Source organism: Naumannella huperziae, from assembly GCF_054073625.1.
In genome coordinates this window covers 230,112-252,488 of record NZ_JBSXPH010000001.1, presented here as the reverse complement: position 1 = coordinate 252,488, position 22,377 = coordinate 230,112, and the positions used below count along the sequence as shown (strand labels likewise).

Sequence of the window (22,377 nt, the reverse complement as noted above, 5' to 3'; positions counted from 1 at the left end):
CACCTCCAGGGGTCGGTTGTTGATCAATCGAGCATGGAGGTCGGGATGTCACAGGAAACGTTCGGACTCGCAGACATCGGCGCCGAGGTCGCGCGCCGGGTGCGTAGCTTCTTCCTGATCAGTTCCGTGATCGGACTGGTGCTGGGCATTGTGTTGTTGATCTGGCCGGACAAGACGTTGCAGGTCGCCGCAACGGTGCTCACGGTGGTCCTGAGCATTTTCTTCATCGTGCTCGGCATCGCCCGGCTCGCCGTCGGGGTGATCGGCGGGCCGATCAGCGGTTGGATGCGTGTGTTCTTCGTCCTGATCGGCATCTTGTTGATCATCTGCGGTGCGATCGGTCTGCGAAACCTGTCGGCCACCGAGGTGGTCTACACGCTGTTCGCGATCACGCTGGTCGCGGTCGGCTGGATCATCGAGGGCATCGTCAGCCTGGTCGAGGCCCGGCGCACCCCCGCGACCGGATGGTCGATCTTCTACGGGATCATCTCGATCGCGGGCGGCGTCAGCTTGCTGATGTTCCCGCTGGAGGGCGCCGTCACGCTGATCTGGGTGAGCGGCATCTTCCTGGTCGCCGGGGGCATCGTCGGGATCATCCGCGCCGTCCAGCTCGGCAAGGTCGACGGCGGGCGGCCCGTCACCTCGGATCAGCGGTAGCCGTAGGTCTCCGGGTCTTCGCTGAAGTTCTTCGCGGCGAGCTCGTGGGTCCTGGCGTTCGCCACGCCGCGCGAGATCGCCTGCTGGACCGACTCGGTGGCCCGCGTCATGGCGGCCACGGTCTTCTCCGGCCCCTTGATCTTCTTCACCTGACCGAAGTAGCCGGCCGCGCCGAGGATGCCGGCGATCACCAGCAGCAGTACGCCCATGATCGCGAAACCCGCAGCGATCACCAAGAACCGCGCGCCGAACAGTCGGGCGATGGCGAAGGCTCCCGCCACGAAGAGCAGGGTGAGCGCATTCAGCGCGAAGAACGCCGCGGCCCCGAAGAGCCCGGCGGCGACGCCCGCGTGCTTGGCCGCCGGCTTCAACTCCGCCTGGCCGAGCGCGAGGACATCGTTCAGCAGCGTCCGGATCAGGGTGACGATATTGGTGACCAGCGCGCCGATCCCGCGCGGGCGGCCGAGGGTGGCGGCATCCGGCCCGTCCGCATCGGCCCAGGCGCCGGGCGCATCGGTGCGCGTGGTGTCGGGATCACTCATCGACTGCTCCTCCGGTTGGCATGGCGTGCGTTGCATGCCGAGCCTAGTGCCCGTCGTCGCGATGGCGTACCAGCACGGCCCGGAGGGTACGCGGAATGCCTCAATCGTCGGTGAGTTCGCCGTCCCTGGCGCGGCGCCGGACGAGGATCCGCAGGAAGACAGCCGCCACCACGGCGGCCGTCGCCGACGCGAACAGCACCGATGCCTTCGCCTCGTCCACGAGCACGGGTTCGCCGGCAAAGGTCAGCTCACTGATGAAGATCGCCACCGTGAATCCGACGCCGGCGAGCACGGAGGCAGCGAGCACCTCCGACCAGCGCAGATCCGGCGCCAGGGACGCATTGGTCAATCGGGTGGTCAGGTACGCCCCGCCGAAGACGCCGATCACCTTGCCGACGATCAGGCCGGCGGCAATGCCCAGTGCCATCGGCCGGGTCACCATGTCGGCGAGCAGCTCCGGCGGCAGCAACACACCCGCCGAGAACAGCGCGAAGATCGGCACGGCGAAGCCCGCGCTGATCGGGTGCCAGAAGTGCTGCCAGCGATCGACCGGATCGTGCGGGTCGTCGGGCGTGGAGCGCGAGAGCAGGCCGAGCGCGACCCCGGCGATCGTGGCGTGCACGCCCGAGGCGTACATGCAGTACCAGGTGATGATCGCGAGCGGCACGTAGAGGTACCAGCCCGTGATGTGCTTGCGCTGCAGCAGCCACCAGAGCAGCAGGCAGACCCCGGCGCCGGCCAGCCAGAGCAGGTTCAGGTCGCTGGTGAAGACGACGGCGATCACGATGATCGCACCGAGGTCGTCGACGATGGCCAGGGTCAGCAAGAAGGCGCGCAGGCTGTTCGGCAGACGCGAGCCCACCGCGGCCAGGATGGCCATCGCGAAGGCGATGTCGGTCGCCATCGGGATGGCCCAGCCGCGCGGGTCGCCCCCGGGGGCCGTGGAGTTGATCGCCAGGTAGATCAGCGCGGGGACGATCATGCCGCAGACCGCGGCAACGATCGGCACCAGCGCCTGGGCGGGTTTGGCCAGCGACCCGGAGGTGAGCTCGCGCTTCAGCTCCAGTCCGGCGACGAAGAAGAAGATCGTCAGCAGGCCCGAGGAGGCCCAGTGCGCGATGTCCATCGGGCCGAGGTAGGTGCTGCGCAGGCCCTCGTAGATCTCCGTGCCGAAGTTGGCCCAGATCAGCGCCACGACCGTGGCAGCGAGCATCAGCGCCCCGCCCGTGGTCTCGTGGCGCAGGATGTCGGATACGGCCCTGGTGTCCTCATTGTCGCTGGAGCGAAACAGCACAATCGGTCGGCGCGGCTTGTCGGTCATGTTCACCTCGGCTCAAGAACTTCGGAGCTGCGCGCGCGGACATCGCGCACCCAACGCCGACCAGACTTCCCGGCACACCAGCGTTGACCCTATCAAGGGGGCGAGGGATCGCCGTTCGCATCTTGCGGTGCCCCCTCCCGATGCTTGCCGAACTTGCAGTTGCATGTCGTGCCCGACATGCAACTGCAAGTTCGGCATGCAGACGGGTGACGAGCTGAAGAGGATGTCGGCGCGCCAGGTGTCTGGAGCATCCCGAAGTTGTCCACAGATGTCGGCTCGGGTGGTGATCCTCGCCCGGTTCCTTGCTGGGATCGGTGGGTGATCCAGTTGACACGAAAGCTGCTCCTCGCCGGCGTCACCCACCGGGACCTGGCGATGATGAAGCGCGGGGGTGCACTGTCATCGGTTCGCCGGGGCGCTTATGCCGAAGAACTGGCGACCGACTGGACGTCTCGGCACAGGCAACTGATCGAGGGGACCCTGCCGCAGCTCCGTGCGCCGGCCGTGGTCAGTCACGAGTCCGCCGCCGTGCTGCACGGGCTTCCGTTGATCACGGTGCTGCCGGGGCAACGGCGTACCGGTACAGACCTGACAAAGGTCACCGTGTCGCGTCCGCGGGCCCGCGGCGGCGGTCAATCGTCTCGTCACCTGAGGGTCCACATGGCAGATGTCGACCCGCGCGACATCGTGGAGATCGGCGGACACCGGACGACATCGCTTGCCCGAACCGTGGTTGATCTGGCTCGGCAAGTCCTCCCGGAGCAGGGCGTGGCGCTCGTGGATGCGGCGCTGCGCGCTGGCCTGGAGCGCGCCGAGCTCGAGCGGATCTGCGCAGACGACGGTCCCCGGCCCGGCATCGGCCGGGCGCGACGGGTGGTTGAGTTCGGTCAGGCCGGTGCCGAGAGCCCCGGCGAGTCAGTCGTTCGCTGGCTGATGGAGGTCGCGGGCTTTCCGCCGCCCCAACTGCAGTACGAGGTGTGGGTGCGGGGCTCACTGCTCGGGCGCGCCGACTTTGCCTGGCCCGACCTGGGCATCCTGGGGGAGTTCGACGGCATGACGAAATATGGCTCGCTGCCGGGTGGGCCCGATGCGGCCACTGCGATCGCGCTCGAGAAGGAACGAGAACGCAGACTGATCCGGGCCGGGTGGGAGATCCTGCGCTGGATCTGGGCCGACCTGACCGAGCTGGAGTTCTGTGGGGTTCACCTCGATGACTTCCGGGCGGCCCGGCTGCGCAACCGCCCGCAAGGGTGACCCCCTCCAGATGCATGCCGAACTTGCAGTTGCATGTCGGGCCCGACATGCAACTGCAAGTTCGGCATGCAGAGACGAGTCAGTCCTCCGAGGAGGCCGACATCCCGCCCTTGATCTGGTCCATCACCGAGGAGTCCTGCAGGGTGGTGACGTCGCCCATCTCGCGGTTCTCGGCGACATCGCGCAGGAGCCGCCTCATGATCTTGCCCGAGCGGGTCTTCGGCAGCTCGGCGACGACCATGATCGAGCGCGGCTTGGCGATCGCGCCGATTTCCTGGGCGACGTGGTTGCGCAGCTCCTGGACGATCTCGGGGCCGCCGTCGCCGGCCTCGCCCCGCAGGATCACGAAGGCCACGATCGCCTGCCCGGTGGTCTCGTCGGTCGCGCCCACCACGGCCGCCTCGGCCACCTTCGGGTGCGACACCAGGGCGGACTCGATCTCCGTGGTCGACATCCGGTGCCCGGACACGTTCATCACGTCGTCGACCCGCCCGAGCAGCCAGATGTCGCCGTCGTCGTCACGCTTGGCGCCGTCGCCGGCGAAGTACATCCCGGGGAACCGCGACCAATACGTCTCGACGTAGCGCTCGTCCTCGTTCCACAGCGTCCGCAGCATCGCAGGCCAAGGCTTGGTCACCACGAGATAGCCGCCCTTGCCGTTGCCCACCGGCTGGCCCTCGTCGTTCACCACCTCGACGCTGATTCCCGGCACCGCCCGCATCGCCGCGCCCGGCTTGCCGTCGGCCACCCCGGGCATCGGGGAGATCATGTGCATTCCGGTCTCGGTCTGCCACCAGGTGTCGGCGACGGGCGTACGGTCACCGCCGATGTAGTGCCGGTACCAGACATACGCCTCGGGGTTGATCGGCTCGCCGACCGAGCCGAGCACCCGCAGCGAGGACAGGTCGTACTTCTCGGGGATCTCGTGTCCCCACTTCATGAACGTCCGGATCGCGGTCGGCGCGCAGTACAAGATCGTCACGCCGTACTTGTCGATGATCTCCCACCACCGGCCCTGGTGCGGGGTGTCCGGCGTGCCTTCATACATCACCGAGGTCGCCCCGTTGGCGAGCGGCCCGTAGACCAGATAGCTGTGCCCGGTCACCCAGCCGATGTCGGCCGCGGTCCAGAACACATCCGATTCCGGCTTGAGATCGAACGTCGCCCAATGCGTGTACGCCGTCCCGACCAGATAGCCGCCCGTGGTGTGCAGGATGCCCTTCGGCTTGCCGGTCGAGCCCGACGTGTACATCACATAGAGCGGGTGCTCGGCCGGGAACGCCTGCGGGGTGTGCTCGGTGGACTGCCTGCCGACGATGTCGTCCCACCAGACATCGCGGCCCTCGGTCATCGGCGTTTCCTCGCCGGTACGCCTGATCACGATCACCGACCGCACGCCGGGGGTGGACTCGAGCGCCTTGTCCACCGCGGGCTTCAACGCGGCCGGCTTGCCGCGCCGGTAGCCACCGTCGGCGGTGATCACGACCTCGCAGCCGCAGTCGTTGATCCGGGCGGCGAGCGCGTCGGCGGAGAAGCCGCCGAAGACCACGGTGTGCGGTGCGCCGATCCGGGCACAGGCCAGCATCGCCACCACGGCCTCGGGGATCATCGGCAGGTAGATCGCCACCCGATCCCCGGCCTGCACCCCGAGCTCGGTCAGGGCATTCGCCGCCTGCGACACCTCGTCCTTCAACTGCGCGTAGGTGATGTCGCGCTGGTCGCCCGGCTCGCCCTCGAAGTGGAACGCCACCCGGTCGCCGTTGCCGGCCTCGACATGTCGGTCGACGCAGTTGTACGCCGCATTCAGCTCGCCGTCGGCGTACCACTTCGCGAACGGAGCGTTCGACCAGTCGACCACCTCGGTGGGCTCCTTGGCCCAGGAGAGCCGCTTGGCCTGTTCGGCCCAGAACGCCTCGTCGTCGGCCGCCGCCTGCGCATAGGTGTCCTCGGTGACATTGGCCTGCGCGACCAGTTCCGGCGGCGGCGGGAAGGTCCGCTCCTCGGTGAGCAGGTTGTCCAGTGCGTCGTTGCCGGCCTCAGCGTTCACCGCAGTCTCCTTCGACGATTCTCGGGCGGCGCGCACCAGCGCGGCCGCGTCGGCTACTCGCCAGCCTAGTCATCGCGGCGTCGCCGGCGCGGGTTGCCCCTCGTTGCGTCCTATGCTGTCCGACGGCTCGGGAGAGGAGACCTCATGCGGCGCGCCGTACACCCCACTCGGGTGGTCCCCGCGGCGTTCGCGGTGGTGATCGCGATCGGTACGCTGCTGCTCGCCCTGCCCGTCTCCTCCCGGGGCCGGGACACCTCGCTGCTGGATGCGGCGTTCACCGCCGTCTCCGCGGTCTGCGTGACCGGCCTGACGGTGCTGGACAACGAACTGCACTGGAGCACCTTCGGCCAGGTCGTGATCTTGGCACTGATCCAGGTCGGCGGTTTCGGGATCATGACCCTGGCCACGCTGCTCAGCCTGTTCGTGATCGGCCGGCTGAACCTGCAGACGACGTTGATCACGCGCACCGAGTCGCACACCAACGACATCGCCGACGTGCGCAAGGTGCCGATCCGGATCGCGGCGATGATGTTCGGCATCGAGGCCGTGGTGGCGATCATCCTGACGCTCCGCTTCCGGATCGCCTACACCGACGACTGGGGATCGGCGTTGTGGCAGGGGATCTACCTGGCGATCTCGTCGTTCAACAACGCAGGCTTCGCGCCGTACTCGGACAATCTGATGGGCTTTGTCGACGACGGTTGGATCACGTTGCCACTGTGCGGCTCGGTGATTCTCGGTGGGATCGGCTTTCCGGTGTTGTTCGAGCTGGGCCGACGGATCCCGGTCCGCCACTGGTCCATCCATGTGCGCATCACCGTCGGCGGTACGCTGCTGCTGCTGGCGGCCGGGATCGCCAGCTTCGCCTGGTTCGAGTGGAGCAATCCGGGGACGCTCGGGCCGTTGTCCACGGCGGGCAAGATCATCGGGTCGATCAGTGGCGGCGTGATGCCGCGTACCGCCGGATTCAACAGCGTCGACTACGGGGCGCTGGACCAGGAGACCTACGCGATCCAGTACGTGTTGATGTTCATCGGCGGGGGCAGCGCCGGCACCGCCGGCGGGATCAAGATCACCACCTTCTTCCTGCTGGCCTTCGTGATCTGGTCGGAGCTGCGCGGTGAACAGGAGACGGTGATCGGCCACCGTCGGATCGGGCCTGCCACCCAGCGCCAGGCCCTGACCGTGGCCCTGCTCGGCGTCGCGGCGGTGGTGCTCGGCACCCTGATCATCCTCAATGACGGGGACCATCCGTTGCAGGCCGTCGCGTTCGAGTCGATCTCCGCGTTCGCCACGGTCGGCCTGTCCACCGGTATCACGCCGAGTCTCGATCCGATCGGGAAGATCACCTTGATGGTGCTGATGTTCATCGGTCGGGTCGGCACCATCACGGTCGGTTCGGCGATCGCGCTGAACGACCGGCACCGGTACTACCGTGTGCCCGAGGAACGTCCCATCGTCGGCTGAGGCGCGAGGTGAGTGCAGTGTGGGGTGGCAGGAAGAAGGTGGCGCCGGGTGCGGTGCTGGTGATCGGTCTCGGTCGGTTCGGCTCCGCGGTGGCCGGTGAGTTGGTCCGCCAGGGAGTCGAGGTGATGGCGGTCGACGAGGACGCCGAGCTGGTCGAGCGCTGGGCCGACGAACTCACCTACACCGCGCAGGTCGACGCCACCGACGAGCAGGCGCTGAAGCAGCTCGGGCTGGCCGACTTCGAGCAGGTGGTCGTGGGCATCGGTGCCGACATCGAGGCGAGCGTGATCACGACGCTGACGGTGTCCGAGGCGGGCGTACCCCAGATCTGGGCCAAGGCGCTGACCCGCAAGCACGGCCAGATCCTGGAACGGGTCGGTGCCAATCACGTCGTCTATCCCGAGCGCGACACCGGCCAGCGGGTCGCCTTCACCATCGCCGGCACTATGAAGGACTGGATGGAGTTCGACGACGGGATGGCGATCGCACGCACCGCCGCCCCGGAGTTCACCTGGGATCGGCCGCTGGCCGAGTCGGCGCCGCGGACCCGCTATCACGTGACGGTGATCGCGGTGAAGCCCGCGCACGGCGACATCGAGTACGCCGTGCCGGACACGATCATCCGTCGCGGTGACGACATCCTGGTGGCCGGGATGGCCGCCGACGTGAAGAACTTCGCCCTGCTGCGCTGAGTGCGCCCGCCCGCCGGCGATGATCAGTGCGCGCCGATCGCTGCATTCTGCGCAGTGATCGGTACGCCCGCGCCCGGCTCGGCGTACAAATCGATCAATACCGGCGTTGCAGGAACCTGACTGGCAGGAATCGTCCTAGTTGATCTTCTGACCGCGGGGATGATCCGTTGTTGACTGACGCCCAGCCAACTGAACCCCCCATCAGGAGGAAACATGAAGGGCAGGATGAAGGCAGTGTTCGTCGGTGCGGCCGCCGTCGCCAGTTCGCTGGCGCTCGCCGCTCCGATCGCGCAGGCCGAGGACACCGATGTCCCCACGTTCCGCGAGTTCCGGGCGAGCACCTACCAGGACGTCGACGGCGCCTATGTCGTGAACGGCGACGAGTCCATCCGCAACCTCGGCGAGCTGAAGCGCTACTACGACCGGATGGTCGCCGAGGGCGAGGGCGGCGAGCCGGGTGACCTGGTGATCAACACCGTCAACGGCGTGGACGACAAGTGGAGCAGCACGCAGGTCGGCAACCTGACCTACTGCGTCAGCGACCGCTTCGGGACCAACAAGTCGAAGGCAGTCGCCGCAGCCGCAGCCGGCGCAGCGATGTGGGAGAACGCCTCCTCCGCGATCGACTTCCGCTACGTCTCCTCCCAGGACGGCAACTGCACCACCGCGAACTCCAACGTGGTGTTCTCGATCGAGCCGGTGCAGACCAACCAGTACCTGGCCCGGGCGTTCTTCCCCAGCTCGCCGAAGTCGCAGCGCAACGTGCTGGTCGCGTCCGACACCTTCCGCTCCACCGTGCCCTCGCCGGGCAACATCCTCGGCCACGAGTTCGGCCACATCCTCGGCTTCCGGCATGAGCACACCCGCCCGGAGTCCGGCGTGTGCTTCGAGGACAACAACTGGCGCCCGCTGACGCCGTACGACTCGGACTCGGTGATGCACTACCCGCAGTGCAACGGCACCAGCAACACCTTGTCGTTCACCAGCCTCGACGGCCAGGGCGTGCGCGCGGTCTACGGTTCCTGAGCAGCTCACCGCACGAACCGGCGGGCCCGGCCACCTGGTGGCCGGGCCCGCCGGCGTTCGGCTCACCGATCCGTGGCGTCGGTCGGCTCGCCTACGCTGGGCGCCGTGGCGCAGCGGTGGAGTGTGGACCGGGTGGTCGCCGCCGCGCCGGATTCCGCCTCCGAGGTCGCCGGTCGACGGCTCGCCAGCCCGGGACCTTGGCAGGGCGTGGGCGTCGACGAGGACCTGCTCTGGGGTGAGTGCCGCGGCTCCGGGCGTACCCCGTATCGGGTGAGCGTGGACACCGCCGGGCCGCGCTACAAGTGCAGTTGCCCGTCGCGGAAGTTCCCCTGCAAGCACGCGCTCGGGCTGTTGTTCCTGTGGGCGCAGGGTCAGGTGAATCCCGACGGATCGGTACGCCCGCCCGCCGGCGCGGGATTCGCCGAACGAGCCACGGGCCCGGAAGCCGAGGCGTCCGGGCGTACCCCGGAACAACTCGCCGCGGCCCGGCAGCGCGCCGAGCGCCGCGCCGACCGCGTCACCGGCGGGCTGATCGAGCTCGACCGCTGGCTCGCCGACCAGATTCGCGGCGGACTCGCCCGCGCGGCGACCGACCCCTATGGCTGGGCCGAACCCGTCGCCGCGCGGATGATCGACGCCCAGGCCAGCGGCGTCGCCAACTGGCTGCGCCGGCTGCCCGGGGTGATCGCCTCCGGCCCCGGCTGGCCCGAGCGCCTGCTCGGCGAGCTGGCCGGTCTGCACCTGCTGGCCCGCGCCTGGGCCCGGATCGACGAGCTGCCCGACGATCTTGCCGCCACCGTCCGCGCCCGGATCGGGTTCACCGTGCCGCGCGCCGACGTGCTCGCCACCGAGCCGGTCCGCGATCGCTGGGTCGCGCTCGGCGTGCGCGATCTCGAGGAGGAACAGGTCTCCACCCGCCGGGTCTGGCTGCGCGGCCAGCGCACCGATCGCTGGGCAGTGGTGCTGCTGTTCTCCGCCAACGGCGCCCCGTGGGAGATGCCGCTGCTGCCCGGCACCGCGCTCGACGCCGACCTGCACTTCTATCCGGGCCGACCGCCGCTGCGGGCGCTGCTCGGCGAATCGCACGGCAGCGCCGAGCCGGTGCAGGGCTGGCGGATCGGCGGCGACGACGCGGCCGGCGCCGCCCGCGCCTACGCCGACGCGCTTGCCGCCGACCCGTGGACCCGGCAGCACCCGGCGCTGGTCACCGGCCTGGTCGGCGTCGAGGATCGCCGCTTCGCGCTCGTGGACGAGACCGGGGCGGCGGTGCCGCTGACCGGGCCGGAGGAGGTGCTGTGGCGGCTGCTGGCGCTCGCGCCCGGCGTCGGGGTCACGCTCTTCGGCGAATGGTCCGATGCGGGGCTGGCGCCGGGCAGCATCGTCGACGGCCGGGTGCGTCCGCTGTGACGGGCGGCACCGTGACGGGGTACGCCGACCTGGCCGCCGCGGCGACGCTGGGTGTCGCCGCCCGCGATCCGGGTCTGGACGACCTTCCCGAGGAGGTACGCCCCGGCACCGGCGAGGTGGCCGAGCGGCTGCTCGATGCCGCGGCGATGTTGGACACCGCGCGCAGGGCGGCGCCGGTGACCGCGCGGGTGACGCCGCCGGCACCGCCCGCGGCCGAGACGCGGCCGGTGATTCCGCCCGCCGCCGATCAGGCCCTGCAGCGGGTCGCCGACGACCGTGGCCTGCTGCTGATCGCGCTCGCGGCCGTGGCCCGCAGCGGGCGCGTGCTGCCCTCGGTGCGCGTACCGGACCTGCTGGAGCGGGCGCGGACGCCGCGCGCCGGGGCGCCGGATGCCGAGCTCGCCGCGGCGCTCGAACCGGTCCTCGGCGAGGGCGGTCGGTGGCTGGCCCGGCAGCATCCGGACTGGCGCCGGCTCGTCGCGCCGCTCGCCGACGGGTGGCCCGACGGCGCCCAGCCGGCCGAGGCGCTGGCCTGGTTCGCCCGTCGCCGAGCAGCGGACCCCGCCGCGGCCCGCGAACTGCTGGCGGCCAGCCTGGCGGACTTCTCGCCGCGGCACCGCGCCGGCCTGATCGACGCGCTCGCCGACGGGCTGGGGCCGGGCGATCGCGAGCTGCTGCAGGCCGCCGCGCAGGACCGCAGCCGGGCTGTCGCCGAAGGCGCGCGCGAGCTGCTCGCCCGGCTCGAACCCGGCCATGCCGAGCGCGCGGCCGCAGCGGCCCGCGCGGAACTGGCCGCCGAGACGCCGCGGGCCAACACGCTGCCCGAGACCTGGCCGCTGTGGCGCTTCCTGCCCGAGGACGAGCGCGCCGACCGGGTGCTCCGGGCGCTCGCCACGCTGCCGGCGGCCCAGGCGCTGGAGGCGCTCGCCGACTGGCCCGCGTGGTGGCCGGGCGACCTGTCCCGCCGGGTCGCGGCCTGGCTCGCCGAGCGCTCCCGCGGCAGCCGGCCGGTGCCCGCCGCGGCCTGGGAGTTGTGGGCGCTGCGGCTGCCGGGCGAGGACATCGGCCAGGCGGCCGATTTCGCCCGCGGCCAGTCCTTCGACGCGCCCGGGCCGGCCGGCCGCAGCGCGTGGGGTCGCGCCGCCGAGCGGCTCACCCTGCGCGGCACGATCGAGCGCCAGCTCGCGCGGCCCGATCCCACGACATCGTTCGAGCAACCCCAGCCACCCGGAGGGAACCCGTGACCGACATCCTGCGGCCGCATGCCGAGCAGGCCTACGCCGACGAGCTCGCCGCCCTCGCCGGCGCCGACGACCGGGAACGGCCCGCCGGGTGGCGGCTGTCCCCGTGGGCGGTGGTCGACTACCTGATGGGCACCGAGCTGGCTGACGGCACGGTGATCACGCCCAAGTACGTCGGCTCGCGCCGGCTGATGGAGATCGCCGTGGCGACCCTCGCCACCGACCGCGCGCTGCTGCTGCTCGGCGTACCGGGCACCGCCAAGTCCTGGGTGTCCGAACACCTGGCCGCCGCGATCAGCGGCGACTCGACCCTGCTGGTGCAGGGCACGGCGGGCACCGCGGAGGAGGCGATCCGCTACGGCTGGAACTATGCGCGGCTGCTCGCCGAGGGCCCGACCGAGCAGGCGATGGTCGCCTCGCCGATCATGACGGGGATGCGCGAGGGGCGGCTGGCGCGGGTGGAGGAACTGACCCGGATCCCGTCCGATGTGCAGGACGCGCTGATCACCGTGCTCAGCGAGAAGACGCTGCCCGTGCCCGAGCTGGGCACCGAGGTCCAGGCGGTACAGGGATTCAACGTGATCGCCACCGCCAACGACCGCGACCGCGGCGTGAACGAGCTGTCCTCCGCGCTGCGCCGCCGGTTCAACACCGTCGTGTTGCCGCTCCCGTCCGATGCCGAGTCCGAGGTGGGCATCGTGGCGCGCCGGGTGGCCGATCTCGGCCGGACGCTGGACCTGCCGCAGACCGATGCCAGCGAGGAGATCGCCCGCGTGGTGACGGTCTTCCGCGAGCTGCGCGGCGGCCTGACCGAGGACGGCCGGACCAGCCTGAAGGTGCCGTCGGGCGGGCTGTCCACCGCCGAGGCGATCTCGGTGATCACCAACGGCCTCGCGCTGGCCGCGCACTTCGGCGACGGTCGGCTGGGCCCGGCGGATGTCGCGGGCGGCATCGTCGGCGCGGTGATCAAGGACCCGGTCGCCGATGCGGTGGCCTGGTCGGAATACCTGGAGACGGTGGTCAGGTACCGTCAGGGCTGGAAGGACTTCTACTGGGCCTGCCGCGAGGTGGGCTGATGGCCGAGTCCGGTCCGCGGATCCGGGTCCTGGGGGTACGCCACCACGGGCCCGGGTCCGCGCGCGCCGTGCGGGCCGCCCTGGCGGAGCTGCAGCCCCGGGTGGTGCTGATCGAGGGCCCGCCGGAGGCCGATGCGCTGGTCCGGTTCGTCGCCGATGAGGAGCTGCGGCCGCCGGTGGCGCTGCTCGGCTACCGCAATGACGACCCGTCGAAGGCGGCGTTCTGGCCGTTGGCGGTCTTCTCCCCGGAGTGGCAGGCCCTGTCCTGGGCGGTCCGCAACGGCGCCGGTGTGCGGTTCATGGACCTGCCCGCCGCAAACGTGCTGGCCGATCCCGCGCCGGGACCGGAAGCGTTGCCCGTTGATGATCAACCCAGCGATGATCAACCCGGTGATGATCATGGCGTGGATGATCATCGGCGCAGCGGTTGGCGTACCGACCCGATCGCGGTGCTCGCCCGGGCCGGCGGCTACGACGATCCCGAACGCTGGTGGGACGACGTGATCGAGTCCCGCGCCGACGGCGACCCGTTCGATGCGGTGGCCGAGGCGATGGCCGCGGTCCGGGAGGCAGCGCCACCGGAGCGCGATCCCGAGGACCAGCTCACCGAGGACCGCCGCGAGGCGCACATGCGCAAGGTGTTGCGTGCGGTGATCAAGGAGGGGCACGACCCGATCGCGGTGGTCTGCGGGGCCTGGCACGCGCCGGCGCTGAGCGGGAAGCTGCCGCCGGCCACCCGCGACAACCAACTGCTGCGCGGGATGCCGAAGGCCAAGGTCACGTTGGCCTGGGTGCCGTGGACCCATTCGCGTCTCGGCCTGTACTCCGGTTACGGCGCCGGGGTGGAGTCGCCGGGCTGGTACCACCACCTGTTCACCGCCCCCGACCGGGTCGTTGAGCGGTGGATGACCCGCGCGGCCGGCGTACTGCGTGATCATGACCTGCCCACCTCCAGCGCGCACGTGATCGAGGCGGTACGCCTGGCCGACTCGCTCGCCGCCCTGCGCGGCCGGCCGCTGGCGGGGCTCGCCGAGGTCGGCGACGCGGTCCGCTCGGTGCTCTGCGAGGGCAGCGAGGTGGCGGCCGGGATCGTGCTTCGCGAGGCGGTGATCGGCGAACAGCTCGGAACGGTGCCCGACGGGGCGCCGACGGTGCCGCTGGAGGCCGATTTCCGGGCCGCCGCGCGCGCCGCCCGGCTGAAGCCGGCCGCGGAGGAGCGCGAGATCGTGCTCGACCTGCGCGGCGACCTCGACCGGCGCCGCTCGGTGCTGCTGCACCGCCTGGTGGTGCTCGGCATCGACTGGGGCGAGCCGATCGCGACCGGGGGCCTCGGCACCTTCAAGGAGGGTTGGCTGATCGCCTGGCGGCCCGAGCTGTCCGTACGGCTGGTCGAGGCGTCGCTGTGGGGGACGACCGTGGCCGGTGCGGCCGGCGCGCGGCTGCTGCGGCGGACCGACACCCTCGCGTCGATCACCGGCGCCATCGCGGCGGCGCTGACGGCCGAGCTGCCCGAGGTGTTGCCGCCCCTGCTGCGCGAGCTGGACGCGCGCGCCGCGCAGACCAACGACGTGGCCGACCTGCTGGACGCGGTGGTCCCCCTCGCCGAGGCGCAGCGCTACGGGACGGTCCGCGGCACCGACACCGCCGAGCTGGCGCGGGTGGCGCGCGCGCTGCTGTCGCGGGCGTGCGCGGGCCTGGGCGCCGCGCTCGCCGGCCTGGCCGAGGACGCGGCCGCCGACGCCCGGGAACGTATCGACCGGGTGCATCGCGTCGTCGCGCTGCTGCCCGGCGCGGACGTCGAGTGGTACGCCGCCCTGGCCGCCCTGCTCGGCCGCGCCGACCTGCCCGCCGGGATCGCGGGGCGGGTGGTGCGGATGCTGCTGGACGGCGGGCGGATCGACGGCGAGGAGGCGGCGAGGCGGCTGCACGCGGCGCTGTCGATCGGTACGCCGGCGGCCGAGAAGGCGTTGTGGGCCGAGGGTTTCCTGGCCGGCGGGCCGCTGTTGCTGATCCACGACGAGCGGCTGTTGCGGGTGCTGGATGCGTGGCTGGCCGAGCTGGGCGAGGACGACTTCGTCGAGACCCTGCCGATGCTTCGGCGTACCTTCGGGCGGTTCGCGCCGGCCGAGCGGCGCGAGCTGAACCGCGTCGCGGACCGGCTGGCCGAGCCGGCCGCGGCTCGCGCCGACACGGAGGTCGACCCTGATCATGCCGGAGGCGTGTTGGCAACGGTGAAGATGATCATCGGGGGTGGGCCGTGAGCGACGCCGATGCCGAGCGGCGGCGCCGCTGGCGACTGGTGACCGGGGGCGACGGTGAGCTGGCGGGTGCCGACGGCGGGCTCGACGCCGCGCTCGGGCAGCTCTACGACGCGCGCGAGCCGGGGGAGGCGGGTCAGCGGCGCCAGGCCGGTCTGGGGTCGTCGGCACCGCGGGTCGCGCGCTGGCTGGGCGACGTCCGCGGCTACTTCCCGAACACCGTCGTGCAGGTGCTGCAACGCGATGCGATCGAGCGGTTGAACCTGCGCCGGCTGCTGCTGGAGCCCGAGATGCTGGACTCGATCACGCCCGACGTGAACCTGGTCGCCACGCTGGTCTCGCTGTCGGACGCGCTGCCGGAGGAGTCGCGGGCGACCGCGCGGCAGGTGGTACGCCGGGTCGTCGAGGAGGTGGAGAAGCGGCTCGGGGAGCGGACCCGGGCGGCGGTACGCGGCTCGCTGGACCGCTCCTCGCGTACCAGGCGGCCGCGGCACGCCGACATCGACTGGAATCGCACGGTCCGGGCGAACCTGCGCCACTACCAGCCGGAGCACGCGACGATCATCCCCGAGCGGTTGATCGGCTACGGGCGGCGCTCGCTCGCGGTGCAGCGGGAGGTGGTGTTGGCCATCGACCAGTCGGGATCGATGGCCGAATCGGTCGTCCATGCGTCGATCCTCGGCTCCGTGCTCGCCTCGATCCGCTCGGTGCGGACCTCGGTGGTCGCCTTCGACACCGAGATCGTCGACCTGACCGAGCTGCTGGACGATCCGGTGGACGTGCTGTTCGGTACCCAGCTCGGCGGCGGCACGGACATCAACCGCGCCGTCGCGTACTGCTCGGAGTTGATCACCAACCCGCGCGGCGCGATCTTCGTGCTGATCAGCGATCTGTTCGAGGGCGGCAACGAGGCCCAGTTGCTGGCCCGGATGCGCGAGCTGCGGGATTCGGGCGTGCAGTGCGTGGCCCTGCTGGCGCTCGCGGATTCCGGCGCGCCCGCCTATGATCATGATTTCGCCGCGGAGCTGGCCGCGCTCGGCGTACCGGCATTCGCGTGTACGCCCGACGCCTTCCCCGATCTGCTCGCCGCGGCCATCCGCGGCGCCGATCTGACCGGCTGGGCCGACCGCTACCGCGCCGACCGTCGGGGCTGATCGACCGCTCGGTCACCCCAACCCGGTGAGCCGTGTCGGCGACGAGACGCCACACGGGGATCGGTTGCCGCGATAATGCTGGACGTGGACAAGTTGCTACTGGGCGTCGACATGGGCACGGCGAGCACCAAGGGGGTGCTCACCACTCCCGACGGCGAGATCGTGGCGACGGCGTCCCGGCGGCACGCGATGCAGCTCCCGCGGCCCGGCTGGGCCGAGGTCGATGCGGAGACCGTCTGGTGGGGTGATCTGGTCGAGGTGTGCCGCGAGCTCGTCGCCGGCGTGGACCCGGCCCGGATCGCCGGCATGTGCGTCTCGGGCGTCGGGCCGTGCCTGCTGCTGACCGATGCCGACGATCGCCCGGTCCGGCCGGCGATCCTCTACGGCATCGACATGCGCGCGACCGCCGAGATCGAGGAACTGACCGAGCGGTTCGGTGCCGACGCGATCGTCGAGCGCGCCGGCAAGGCGCTCAGCACCCAGGCCGTCGGGCCCAAGATCGCCTGGGTCGCACGGCACGAGCCGGAGACGTTCGCCCGGGCCCGGCGCTGGTACAACTCCTCCAGTTGGGCCGCGGCCAGGCTGACCGGCGCCTACGTGCTCGATCACCACACCGCCAGCCAGAACGATCCGCTCTACGACCTGGCCGCGCATGCCTGGGCCGACGACTGGTCCGCAGAGATCATCGGCCACCTGACCCCGCCGCGACTGGTCTGGCCGCACGAGGTCGTCGGCACGGTCACCGACGAGGCGGCGCGGGCGACCGGGGTTCCCGCCGGCGTGCCCGTCTCCGCCGGGACCATCGACGCCTGGTCCGAGGCATTCTCGGTGGGGGTACGCCATCCCGGCGACCTGATGTTGATGTACGGCTCGACGATGTTCTTCGTGCAGGTGCTGCCCGAACGATCGGTGCACCCGATGTTGTGGACGACCGCTGGCGTGGACCCGGGCCAGTACACCCTGGCCGCGGGCATGGCCACGTCCGGCTCGCTCACCGGCTGGCTCGCCGAGCTGACCGGTGGCGTGCCGTTCGAACAGCTCGTCGCGGAGGCGGCCGCCGTCCCGCCCGGCGCCGACGGATTGATCATGCTCCCCTACTTCGCGGGCGAGCGGACGCCGATCTTCGACTCCCGTGCCCGCGGGGTGATCGCGGGGCTCACCCTGCGGCACACCCGCGGACATCTCTTTCGCGCCGCCTACGAGGGGATCGCCTACGGGATCCGTCAGATCGTCGACTTCCTCGACGACCCGGTACGCCCGATCGGGCGGCTGGTCGCCGTCGGCGGAGGCACCCAGGGCGGGCTGTGGACGCAGATCGTCAGCGATGTGCTCGGCCGGCCGCAGGAGCTTCCGGAGCAGACGATCGGCGCGAGCTATGGCGACGCGCTGCTGGCGGCTATCGGGACGCAGATCGTGCCGCCGGAGACCGACTGGACCCGGATCGGCTCGCTGATCGAACCCGATCCGGCCAATCGGGAGACCTACGCCGAGCTGTTCGACATCTACACCGAGCTCTATCCCGCGACCCGCGACCTGGTGCACGTGTTGGCCCGCCACCAGGAGTCGGCCTTCGACGACTGATCGGCGACGTCAGTCCGGTTCGGGGCACGAGCCGAGCAGCGCATTGGCGGTGTCGACGTCGGTGACGAGGGTGTTGAAGTAGCCCGCCCGGGCCGCCGCCCGGATGCTGGTGATCTTGTTCTCGCCGATCGCGATGGCGATGGTGTGCTGGATCTTGGTCAACGCTGCCAGGTCCATCGCGATCAGTCGATCCGAACCGGGGAAGGGGATCGGGGTGCCTTGGGCGTCGTAGGGGCGTACGCAGATGTCACCGACGGCATTGCGCAGGGTGACGGGATCGGTCGGCAGCACGGAGGGCAGCGAGGTGCGGGTCAGCGGCGGCGCCCCGACGCCCAACAATGCGCACTTGGCCGTCTTCCACAGCCGGAGCACCTGGCGTACCTGCGGGTCCTTGATCAACCATTCCCGTAGCTCCGGGCCGGGCAGCGCGGGCGCGTGCAGCAGCACCGGTGTGCCGCCGATCTTGACCGCGACCCGTCGCGTGATCTCGTTGGTCTGGTAGGAGGAGTCGATCTCGTTCTGGCCGCCGACGGTGGGTGCGACGAGTACGCCCGGCAGGTTCGGCAGGGCCTCCTGGGAGACGCCGTGGACGGTCGAGCCGGAGGAGACGAGCAGGGCGTCGCCGCGACCGAGGCCGGCATCGCGCAGCGCCTCCCCGACGGCGCCGGCGAGTACGCGGCCCGCGGGCAGGCCCTTGCCGGGCGGGGTGATCCGGACCGAGCGGATGCCGAGGCAGCGGGTCAGCTCGCGGGCGAGCGCGCTGAGGCCGGTGGCACTCGGCTTGCGGATCTCGATGTGCACGATGCCGGCCTCCCTGGCCTCGGCCAGCAGGCGGCTCACCGTCGGGCGGCTGGTGCCGAGCGCCTCGGCGATCTCGGCCTGGGTCGCGTCCTCGTTCCAGTACAGCCGGGCCGCCTCGTAGAGCTGCGACGGCGAGAAGCGCGTCGGCTGCCGCTCGGTGGGGACGTGCCGCGCATGGGGCTTGTGACGCTGCGCCATGGGCGGAGCGTACCGCTCGGTGTGAACATCCGTTCCGCCGGCAAGATTGTCTGAACCAATGTTCTGGACATTGGTGCAGGAGTCTGGCTACGGTCTGATCAACCCACCCAGCGTCGAGGGAGTTCTCGGATGGACAACGGAGTCAGCGCGCAGGAGCAGCAGACGGCGACCCTGCCGAAGACCATGCAGGCGGTCGTCTGCTACGGGCCGGAGGACTACCGGCTGGAGGAGATCGAGGTCCCGACCCGCGGACCGGGCGAGCTCCTGGTCAAGGTGGAAGCAGTCGGCATCTGCGCCTCGGACCTGAAGTGCTACCACGGCGCCGCGAAGTTCTGGGGCGACGCCAACCGCGAGCAGTGGATCGTCACCCCGGTCGTTCCCGGCCACGAGTTCACCGGGACCGTCGTCGAGCTGGACGATGCCGCGCGCGAGCACTGGGGGGTCGAGGTCGGCGACCGCGTCGTCGGCGAGCAGATCGTCCCCTGCTGGGAGTGCCGCTACTGCACGACGGGCAACTACCACATGTGCCAGGTGCACGACATGTTCGGATTCCGCCACTTCAACGGCGCCATGGCCGAGTACATGGTCTACCCGCAGCGGTCGATCGTGCACAAGATCAGCTCCGATCTGCCGGCGGCGCATGCCGCCTTCACCGAACCACTCTCCTGCGCCCTGCACGCGGTGGAGCGGGCCCAGATCACCTTCGACGACGTGGTGGTGGTTGCCGGCGCCGGCCCGATCGGCCTGGGCATGATCGCCGGTGCCGCCGCGAAGTTCCCGGCGGAGATCATCGCCCTGGACATGGACGAGCGCAAGCTCGAGCTGGCGAAGCGTACCGGTGCGACGATGACGATCAACATCGCCGAGGAGGACGCCGTCGCGAAGATCAAGGAGCTGACCGACGGCTACGGCGCCGACGTCTATCTGGAGGGCACCGGACACCCGTCGGCGGTGCCGCAGGGCCTGAACCTGCTGCGCAAGCTCGGCCGATTCGTCGAGTACTCGGTGTTCAAGGACGACGTCAGCGTCGACTGGTCGATCATCTCCGACGACAAGGAGCTCGACGTTCTCGGCGCCCATCTCGGTCCGCGCTGCTGGCCCGCGGCGATCCGGATGGTGGAGCAGGGCCGACTGCCGCTGGACGACATCGTCACCCACCAGTTGCCGATCACCGAGTTCAAGCGCGGCATCGACCTGGTCGACTCCGGACGCGAGTCGATCAAGGTCAGCCTGATCCCGGGCGGTCAGCCGTGACCATCACCCGCCGCAATGTGCTGCGGGCCGCGGGGCTCGCCGGGATGGGGGCGGCGCTGCCCGGCGCGCTCGCCGGCTGCGGCATCGGCGGTAGCGTCGACCATCCCAACGGCGCCGCCGCCGTCACCGGCGGATTCGACTGGAAGAAGGTCAGCGGCCAGACCATCCGCCTGCTGCAGACCCCGCACCCCTACCAGCAGGCCTTCCAGCCGCTGCTCGCGGAGTTCACCGAGCTGACCGGCATCGAGGTCGAGGTCACGTTGGTGCCCGAGTCGGCGTACTTCACCAAACTGAACACCGCCCTCGCCGGCGGCGCCGGCAACCCCGACGTGTTCATGCTGGGTGCCTACTTCATCTGGCAGTACGGGCCGCCGGGGTGGCTGGAGGATCTGCGCCCGTGGATCGACAACAGCGCCGCGACCAGCGCGGAGTACGACTTCGAAGACATCTACGAGGGACTGCGCCGCGCCACGTCGTGGGACTTCCGGCTCGGCTCACCGCTCGGCACGGGCGGCCAGTGGGCCATCCCGTGGGGCTTCGAGAACAATGTGATCTGCTACAACAAGGCCTTCTTCGACTCCCGCGGGATCAAGCCTGCCGACGACTGGGACAACTTCCGGCAGCTCGCGGTCGACCTGACCGATCGGGCCAACGGCCACTACGGGGTCTCGTTCCGCGGCTCGAAGTCGTGGGCGACCATCCACCCGGGTTTCATGACCCAGTACTCGCGGATGGGCGCCAAGGACTACGAGGTGGTCGACGGCACGCTGCGGCCCGGGATGGCGACGCCCGAGGCGATCGAGTTCCAGAAGCAGTGGGTCGAGCTGGCCCAGCTCGCCGGGCCCGTGTCCTGGACGACCTATGAGTACCCCGACTGCACCCGCGACCTCGGCAACGGCAGCGCCATGATGGTCTACGACGCCGACAGCGCGACCTATCCGCAGAACCTGCCCGGCGCGAGCGCCGAGGCGGGCAACCTGGCCTGGCACCCGGGGCCGGCCGGCCCCGGCGGCAGCTACGCCACCAACCTGTGGACCTGGTCGCTGGCGATGAACTCGGCCTCGCCGAACAAGCTGGCCTCCTGGTTGTTCATCCAGTGGGCCACCGGGAAGGAGGCGATGTCGGCCGCCACCCGCTCCGCCTTCGCCGACCCGACCCGGGCCTCGGTCTTCGACGGCGCCTTCAAGCAGACCCTCGGCGCGTTCCCCGGCTATCTGGAGGCGTTCGAGACCGTGATCGACTCCTCGACCATCCAGTTCACCCCGCAGACCAAGTTCTTCGAGACCACCCAGGGCTGGGCGGTCGCCCTCCAGGACATCTACTCCGGCAGCGATCCGGTCGAACGGCTGGAGTCGTTCGCCCGGACCGCCGCCTCCAAGGTCAACGTCTGAGCGGCCGCGCGCCGACCCAACCATGGAAGGGAGTCGACGATGACTGCCCCCGCGGGCGAAAAGCCCGACACCGGATCGCCCGATGATCATCGGGCCGGATCCGGCCGTGCCGGCGATTCCGGTACGCCGGTCCCCGGCTGGCGCCGCCGGATGCGGCCCTACCTGCTGTCCGTGCCGGCCGTGCTGGTCGTCATCGGCATCCTCTACCCGTTCGTGCTCGGGGCCATCTATGCGTTCCTGAACTACTCGGCGGCCAACCCCGACCCACGGTTCGTCGGATTCGCCAACTTCGTCTCCGTGCTCGGCGACACCGACTTCTGGGCGTCGGTCCGGATCACCCTGACCTACGCGGTGGTGGCCACCGTCGTCGAGACCGTGCTCGGCGTGATCATCGCGCTGCTGCTGAACCGGTCCTCGCTGGTCGGGCGGATCTTCGAGCGGGTGCTGATCCTGCCGCTGATGATCGCCCCGGTGATCGCCGGCGTGATCTGGAAGCTGATGTTCAACCCGCAGTTCGGCGTCCTGAACTACGTGCTGGGGCTCGGTTCGTCCTTCGACTGGTTGAGCCGCGACATGGCCCTGTGGTCCTCGATCATCGTCGATGTCTGGATCTTCACGCCGTTCGTCGCGATCCTCGTGCTGGCTGGGATCCGGTCGCTGCCACGCGAACCGTTCGAGGCCTCGGACGTGGACGGTGCGGGCTGGTGGTACTCCTTCCGCCGGCTCATGCTGCCGATGATGTGGCCCTACATCCTGGTCGCCGTGATCTTCCGCTTCATGGACTGCCTGAAGGTCTTCGACCACATCTACGTCCTCACCGCGGGCGGCCCGGGCATCGCCACGCGTACCCTGCAGATCGGGGCCTATGAGGACTCGATCATCTTCCAGAACTACTCCCGCGGCAGCACCTACATGCTGTTGTTGTGGGTGATCGTCTTCATCACCGCGCGCTACCTGGTGTCGGTGCTCGGCAAGGCCCAGCGCCGCGCGGCCGGGGCGGAGGAGTGATC

Annotated in this window: 18 protein-coding genes; 14 read left to right on the top strand and 4 right to left on the bottom strand. The window is 70.4% G+C overall.

Annotation, left to right across the window (positions count from 1 at the left end):
* The first annotated feature begins 45 nt into the window (after positions 1-45).
* Complete coding sequence (locus tag ACXDC7_RS01185) at positions 46-657, top strand: HdeD family acid-resistance protein (protein WP_179445195.1); 612 nt, start codon at positions 46-48, stop codon at positions 655-657.
* On the opposite strand, the gene ACXDC7_RS01180 is transcribed toward ACXDC7_RS01185, so the two are convergent.
* Positions 648-1,199: a phage holin family protein gene (locus tag ACXDC7_RS01180; RefSeq protein ID WP_459220911.1), complete on the bottom strand. Its 552-nt coding sequence runs from the start codon at positions 1,197-1,199 to the stop codon at positions 648-650. The two genes, ACXDC7_RS01185 and ACXDC7_RS01180, sit on opposite strands and share 10 nt — an antisense overlap.
* A gap of 100 nt (positions 1,200-1,299) precedes the next feature.
* Positions 1,300-2,520, bottom strand: coding sequence for a Na+/H+ antiporter NhaA (gene nhaA, locus ACXDC7_RS01175; protein WP_459220910.1), 1,221 nt, complete (start codon positions 2,518-2,520; stop codon positions 1,300-1,302).
* Positions 2,521-2,838: 318 nt separating this feature from the next.
* On the opposite strand from nhaA, the gene ACXDC7_RS01170 reads away from it, so the two are divergent.
* Positions 2,839-3,774 (top strand): hypothetical protein, encoded by a 936-nt coding sequence (locus ACXDC7_RS01170; protein WP_179445198.1) that lies wholly within the window; start codon positions 2,839-2,841, stop codon positions 3,772-3,774.
* A gap of 79 nt (positions 3,775-3,853) precedes the next feature.
* Here ACXDC7_RS01170 and acs read toward each other — a convergent pair whose 3' ends face one another.
* Complete coding sequence (gene acs / locus ACXDC7_RS01165) at positions 3,854-5,821, bottom strand: acetate--CoA ligase (protein ID WP_459220909.1); 1,968 nt, start codon at positions 5,819-5,821, stop codon at positions 3,854-3,856.
* Positions 5,822-5,965: 144 nt separating this feature from the next.
* Between acs and ACXDC7_RS01160 the strand changes: the two genes are divergently transcribed.
* The 9 genes from ACXDC7_RS01160 to ACXDC7_RS01120 all read left to right on the top strand — a co-directional run bounded on the left by ACXDC7_RS01160 (position 5,966) and on the right by ACXDC7_RS01120 (position 17,723).
* The gene (locus ACXDC7_RS01160) at positions 5,966-7,288 is read left to right on the top strand and encodes a TrkH family potassium uptake protein (protein WP_459220908.1); all 1,323 of its coding nucleotides are present in this window, start codon (positions 5,966-5,968) and stop codon (positions 7,286-7,288) included.
* An 8-nt stretch (positions 7,289-7,296) separates the two neighbouring features.
* Positions 7,297-7,980, top strand: a complete 684-nt coding sequence (locus ACXDC7_RS01155) for a potassium channel family protein (protein ID WP_343045920.1) — start codon at positions 7,297-7,299, stop codon at positions 7,978-7,980.
* A gap of 213 nt (positions 7,981-8,193) precedes the next feature.
* Complete coding sequence (locus tag ACXDC7_RS01150; RefSeq protein ID WP_179445201.1) at positions 8,194-9,006, top strand: zinc metalloprotease; 813 nt, start codon at positions 8,194-8,196, stop codon at positions 9,004-9,006.
* A gap of 105 nt (positions 9,007-9,111) precedes the next feature.
* Complete coding sequence (locus ACXDC7_RS01145) at positions 9,112-10,413, top strand: SWIM zinc finger family protein (RefSeq protein ID WP_179445202.1); 1,302 nt, start codon at positions 9,112-9,114, stop codon at positions 10,411-10,413.
* The gene (locus tag ACXDC7_RS01140; RefSeq protein ID WP_459220907.1) at positions 10,410-11,657 is read left to right on the top strand and encodes a DUF5691 domain-containing protein; all 1,248 of its coding nucleotides are present in this window, start codon (positions 10,410-10,412) and stop codon (positions 11,655-11,657) included. The genes ACXDC7_RS01145 and ACXDC7_RS01140 overlap by 4 nt, the downstream gene beginning before the upstream one ends.
* On the top strand, positions 11,654-12,730 hold the full coding sequence (locus ACXDC7_RS01135; RefSeq protein WP_459220906.1) for an ATP-binding protein: 1,077 nt from the start codon (positions 11,654-11,656) through the stop codon (positions 12,728-12,730). Before ACXDC7_RS01140 ends, ACXDC7_RS01135 begins: the two co-directional genes overlap by 4 nt.
* Entirely contained in the window at positions 12,730-14,991 is a 2,262-nt protein-coding gene (locus ACXDC7_RS01130) for a DUF5682 family protein (RefSeq protein ID WP_459220905.1), read from the top strand. Before ACXDC7_RS01135 ends, ACXDC7_RS01130 begins: the two co-directional genes overlap by 1 nt.
* Positions 14,988-16,142 carry a VWA domain-containing protein gene (locus ACXDC7_RS01125; RefSeq protein WP_459220904.1) on the top strand — a complete coding sequence of 385 codons (1,155 nt, stop codon included), beginning with the start codon at positions 14,988-14,990 and terminating at the stop codon, positions 16,140-16,142. The genes ACXDC7_RS01130 and ACXDC7_RS01125 overlap by 4 nt, the downstream gene beginning before the upstream one ends.
* An 84-nt stretch (positions 16,143-16,226) precedes the next feature.
* Complete coding sequence (locus ACXDC7_RS01120; RefSeq protein WP_218843812.1) at positions 16,227-17,723, top strand: FGGY family carbohydrate kinase; 1,497 nt, start codon at positions 16,227-16,229, stop codon at positions 17,721-17,723.
* Between the two features lie 9 nt (positions 17,724-17,732).
* On the opposite strand, the gene ACXDC7_RS01115 is transcribed toward ACXDC7_RS01120, so the two are convergent.
* A complete protein-coding gene (locus ACXDC7_RS01115) occupies positions 17,733-18,722 on the bottom strand; it encodes a sugar-binding transcriptional regulator (RefSeq protein WP_459220903.1) in 990 nt (329 codons plus the stop codon).
* Positions 18,723-18,851: 129 nt separating this feature from the next.
* Between ACXDC7_RS01115 and ACXDC7_RS01110 the strand changes: the two genes are divergently transcribed.
* Genes ACXDC7_RS01110 through ACXDC7_RS01100 form a run of 3 tightly spaced genes read left to right on the top strand, consistent with a single transcriptional unit; the run spans position 18,852 to position 22,375 of the window.
* Positions 18,852-19,976, top strand: coding sequence for an alcohol dehydrogenase catalytic domain-containing protein (locus tag ACXDC7_RS01110; RefSeq protein WP_246292599.1), 1,125 nt, complete (start codon positions 18,852-18,854; stop codon positions 19,974-19,976).
* Positions 19,973-21,367: an extracellular solute-binding protein gene (locus ACXDC7_RS01105; RefSeq protein ID WP_459220902.1), complete on the top strand. Its 1,395-nt coding sequence runs from the start codon at positions 19,973-19,975 to the stop codon at positions 21,365-21,367. Before ACXDC7_RS01110 ends, ACXDC7_RS01105 begins: the two co-directional genes overlap by 4 nt.
* A gap of 39 nt (positions 21,368-21,406) precedes the next feature.
* Complete coding sequence (locus tag ACXDC7_RS01100; RefSeq protein WP_459220901.1) at positions 21,407-22,375, top strand: carbohydrate ABC transporter permease; 969 nt, start codon at positions 21,407-21,409, stop codon at positions 22,373-22,375.
* The last annotated feature ends 2 nt before the right edge of the window (positions 22,376-22,377 follow it).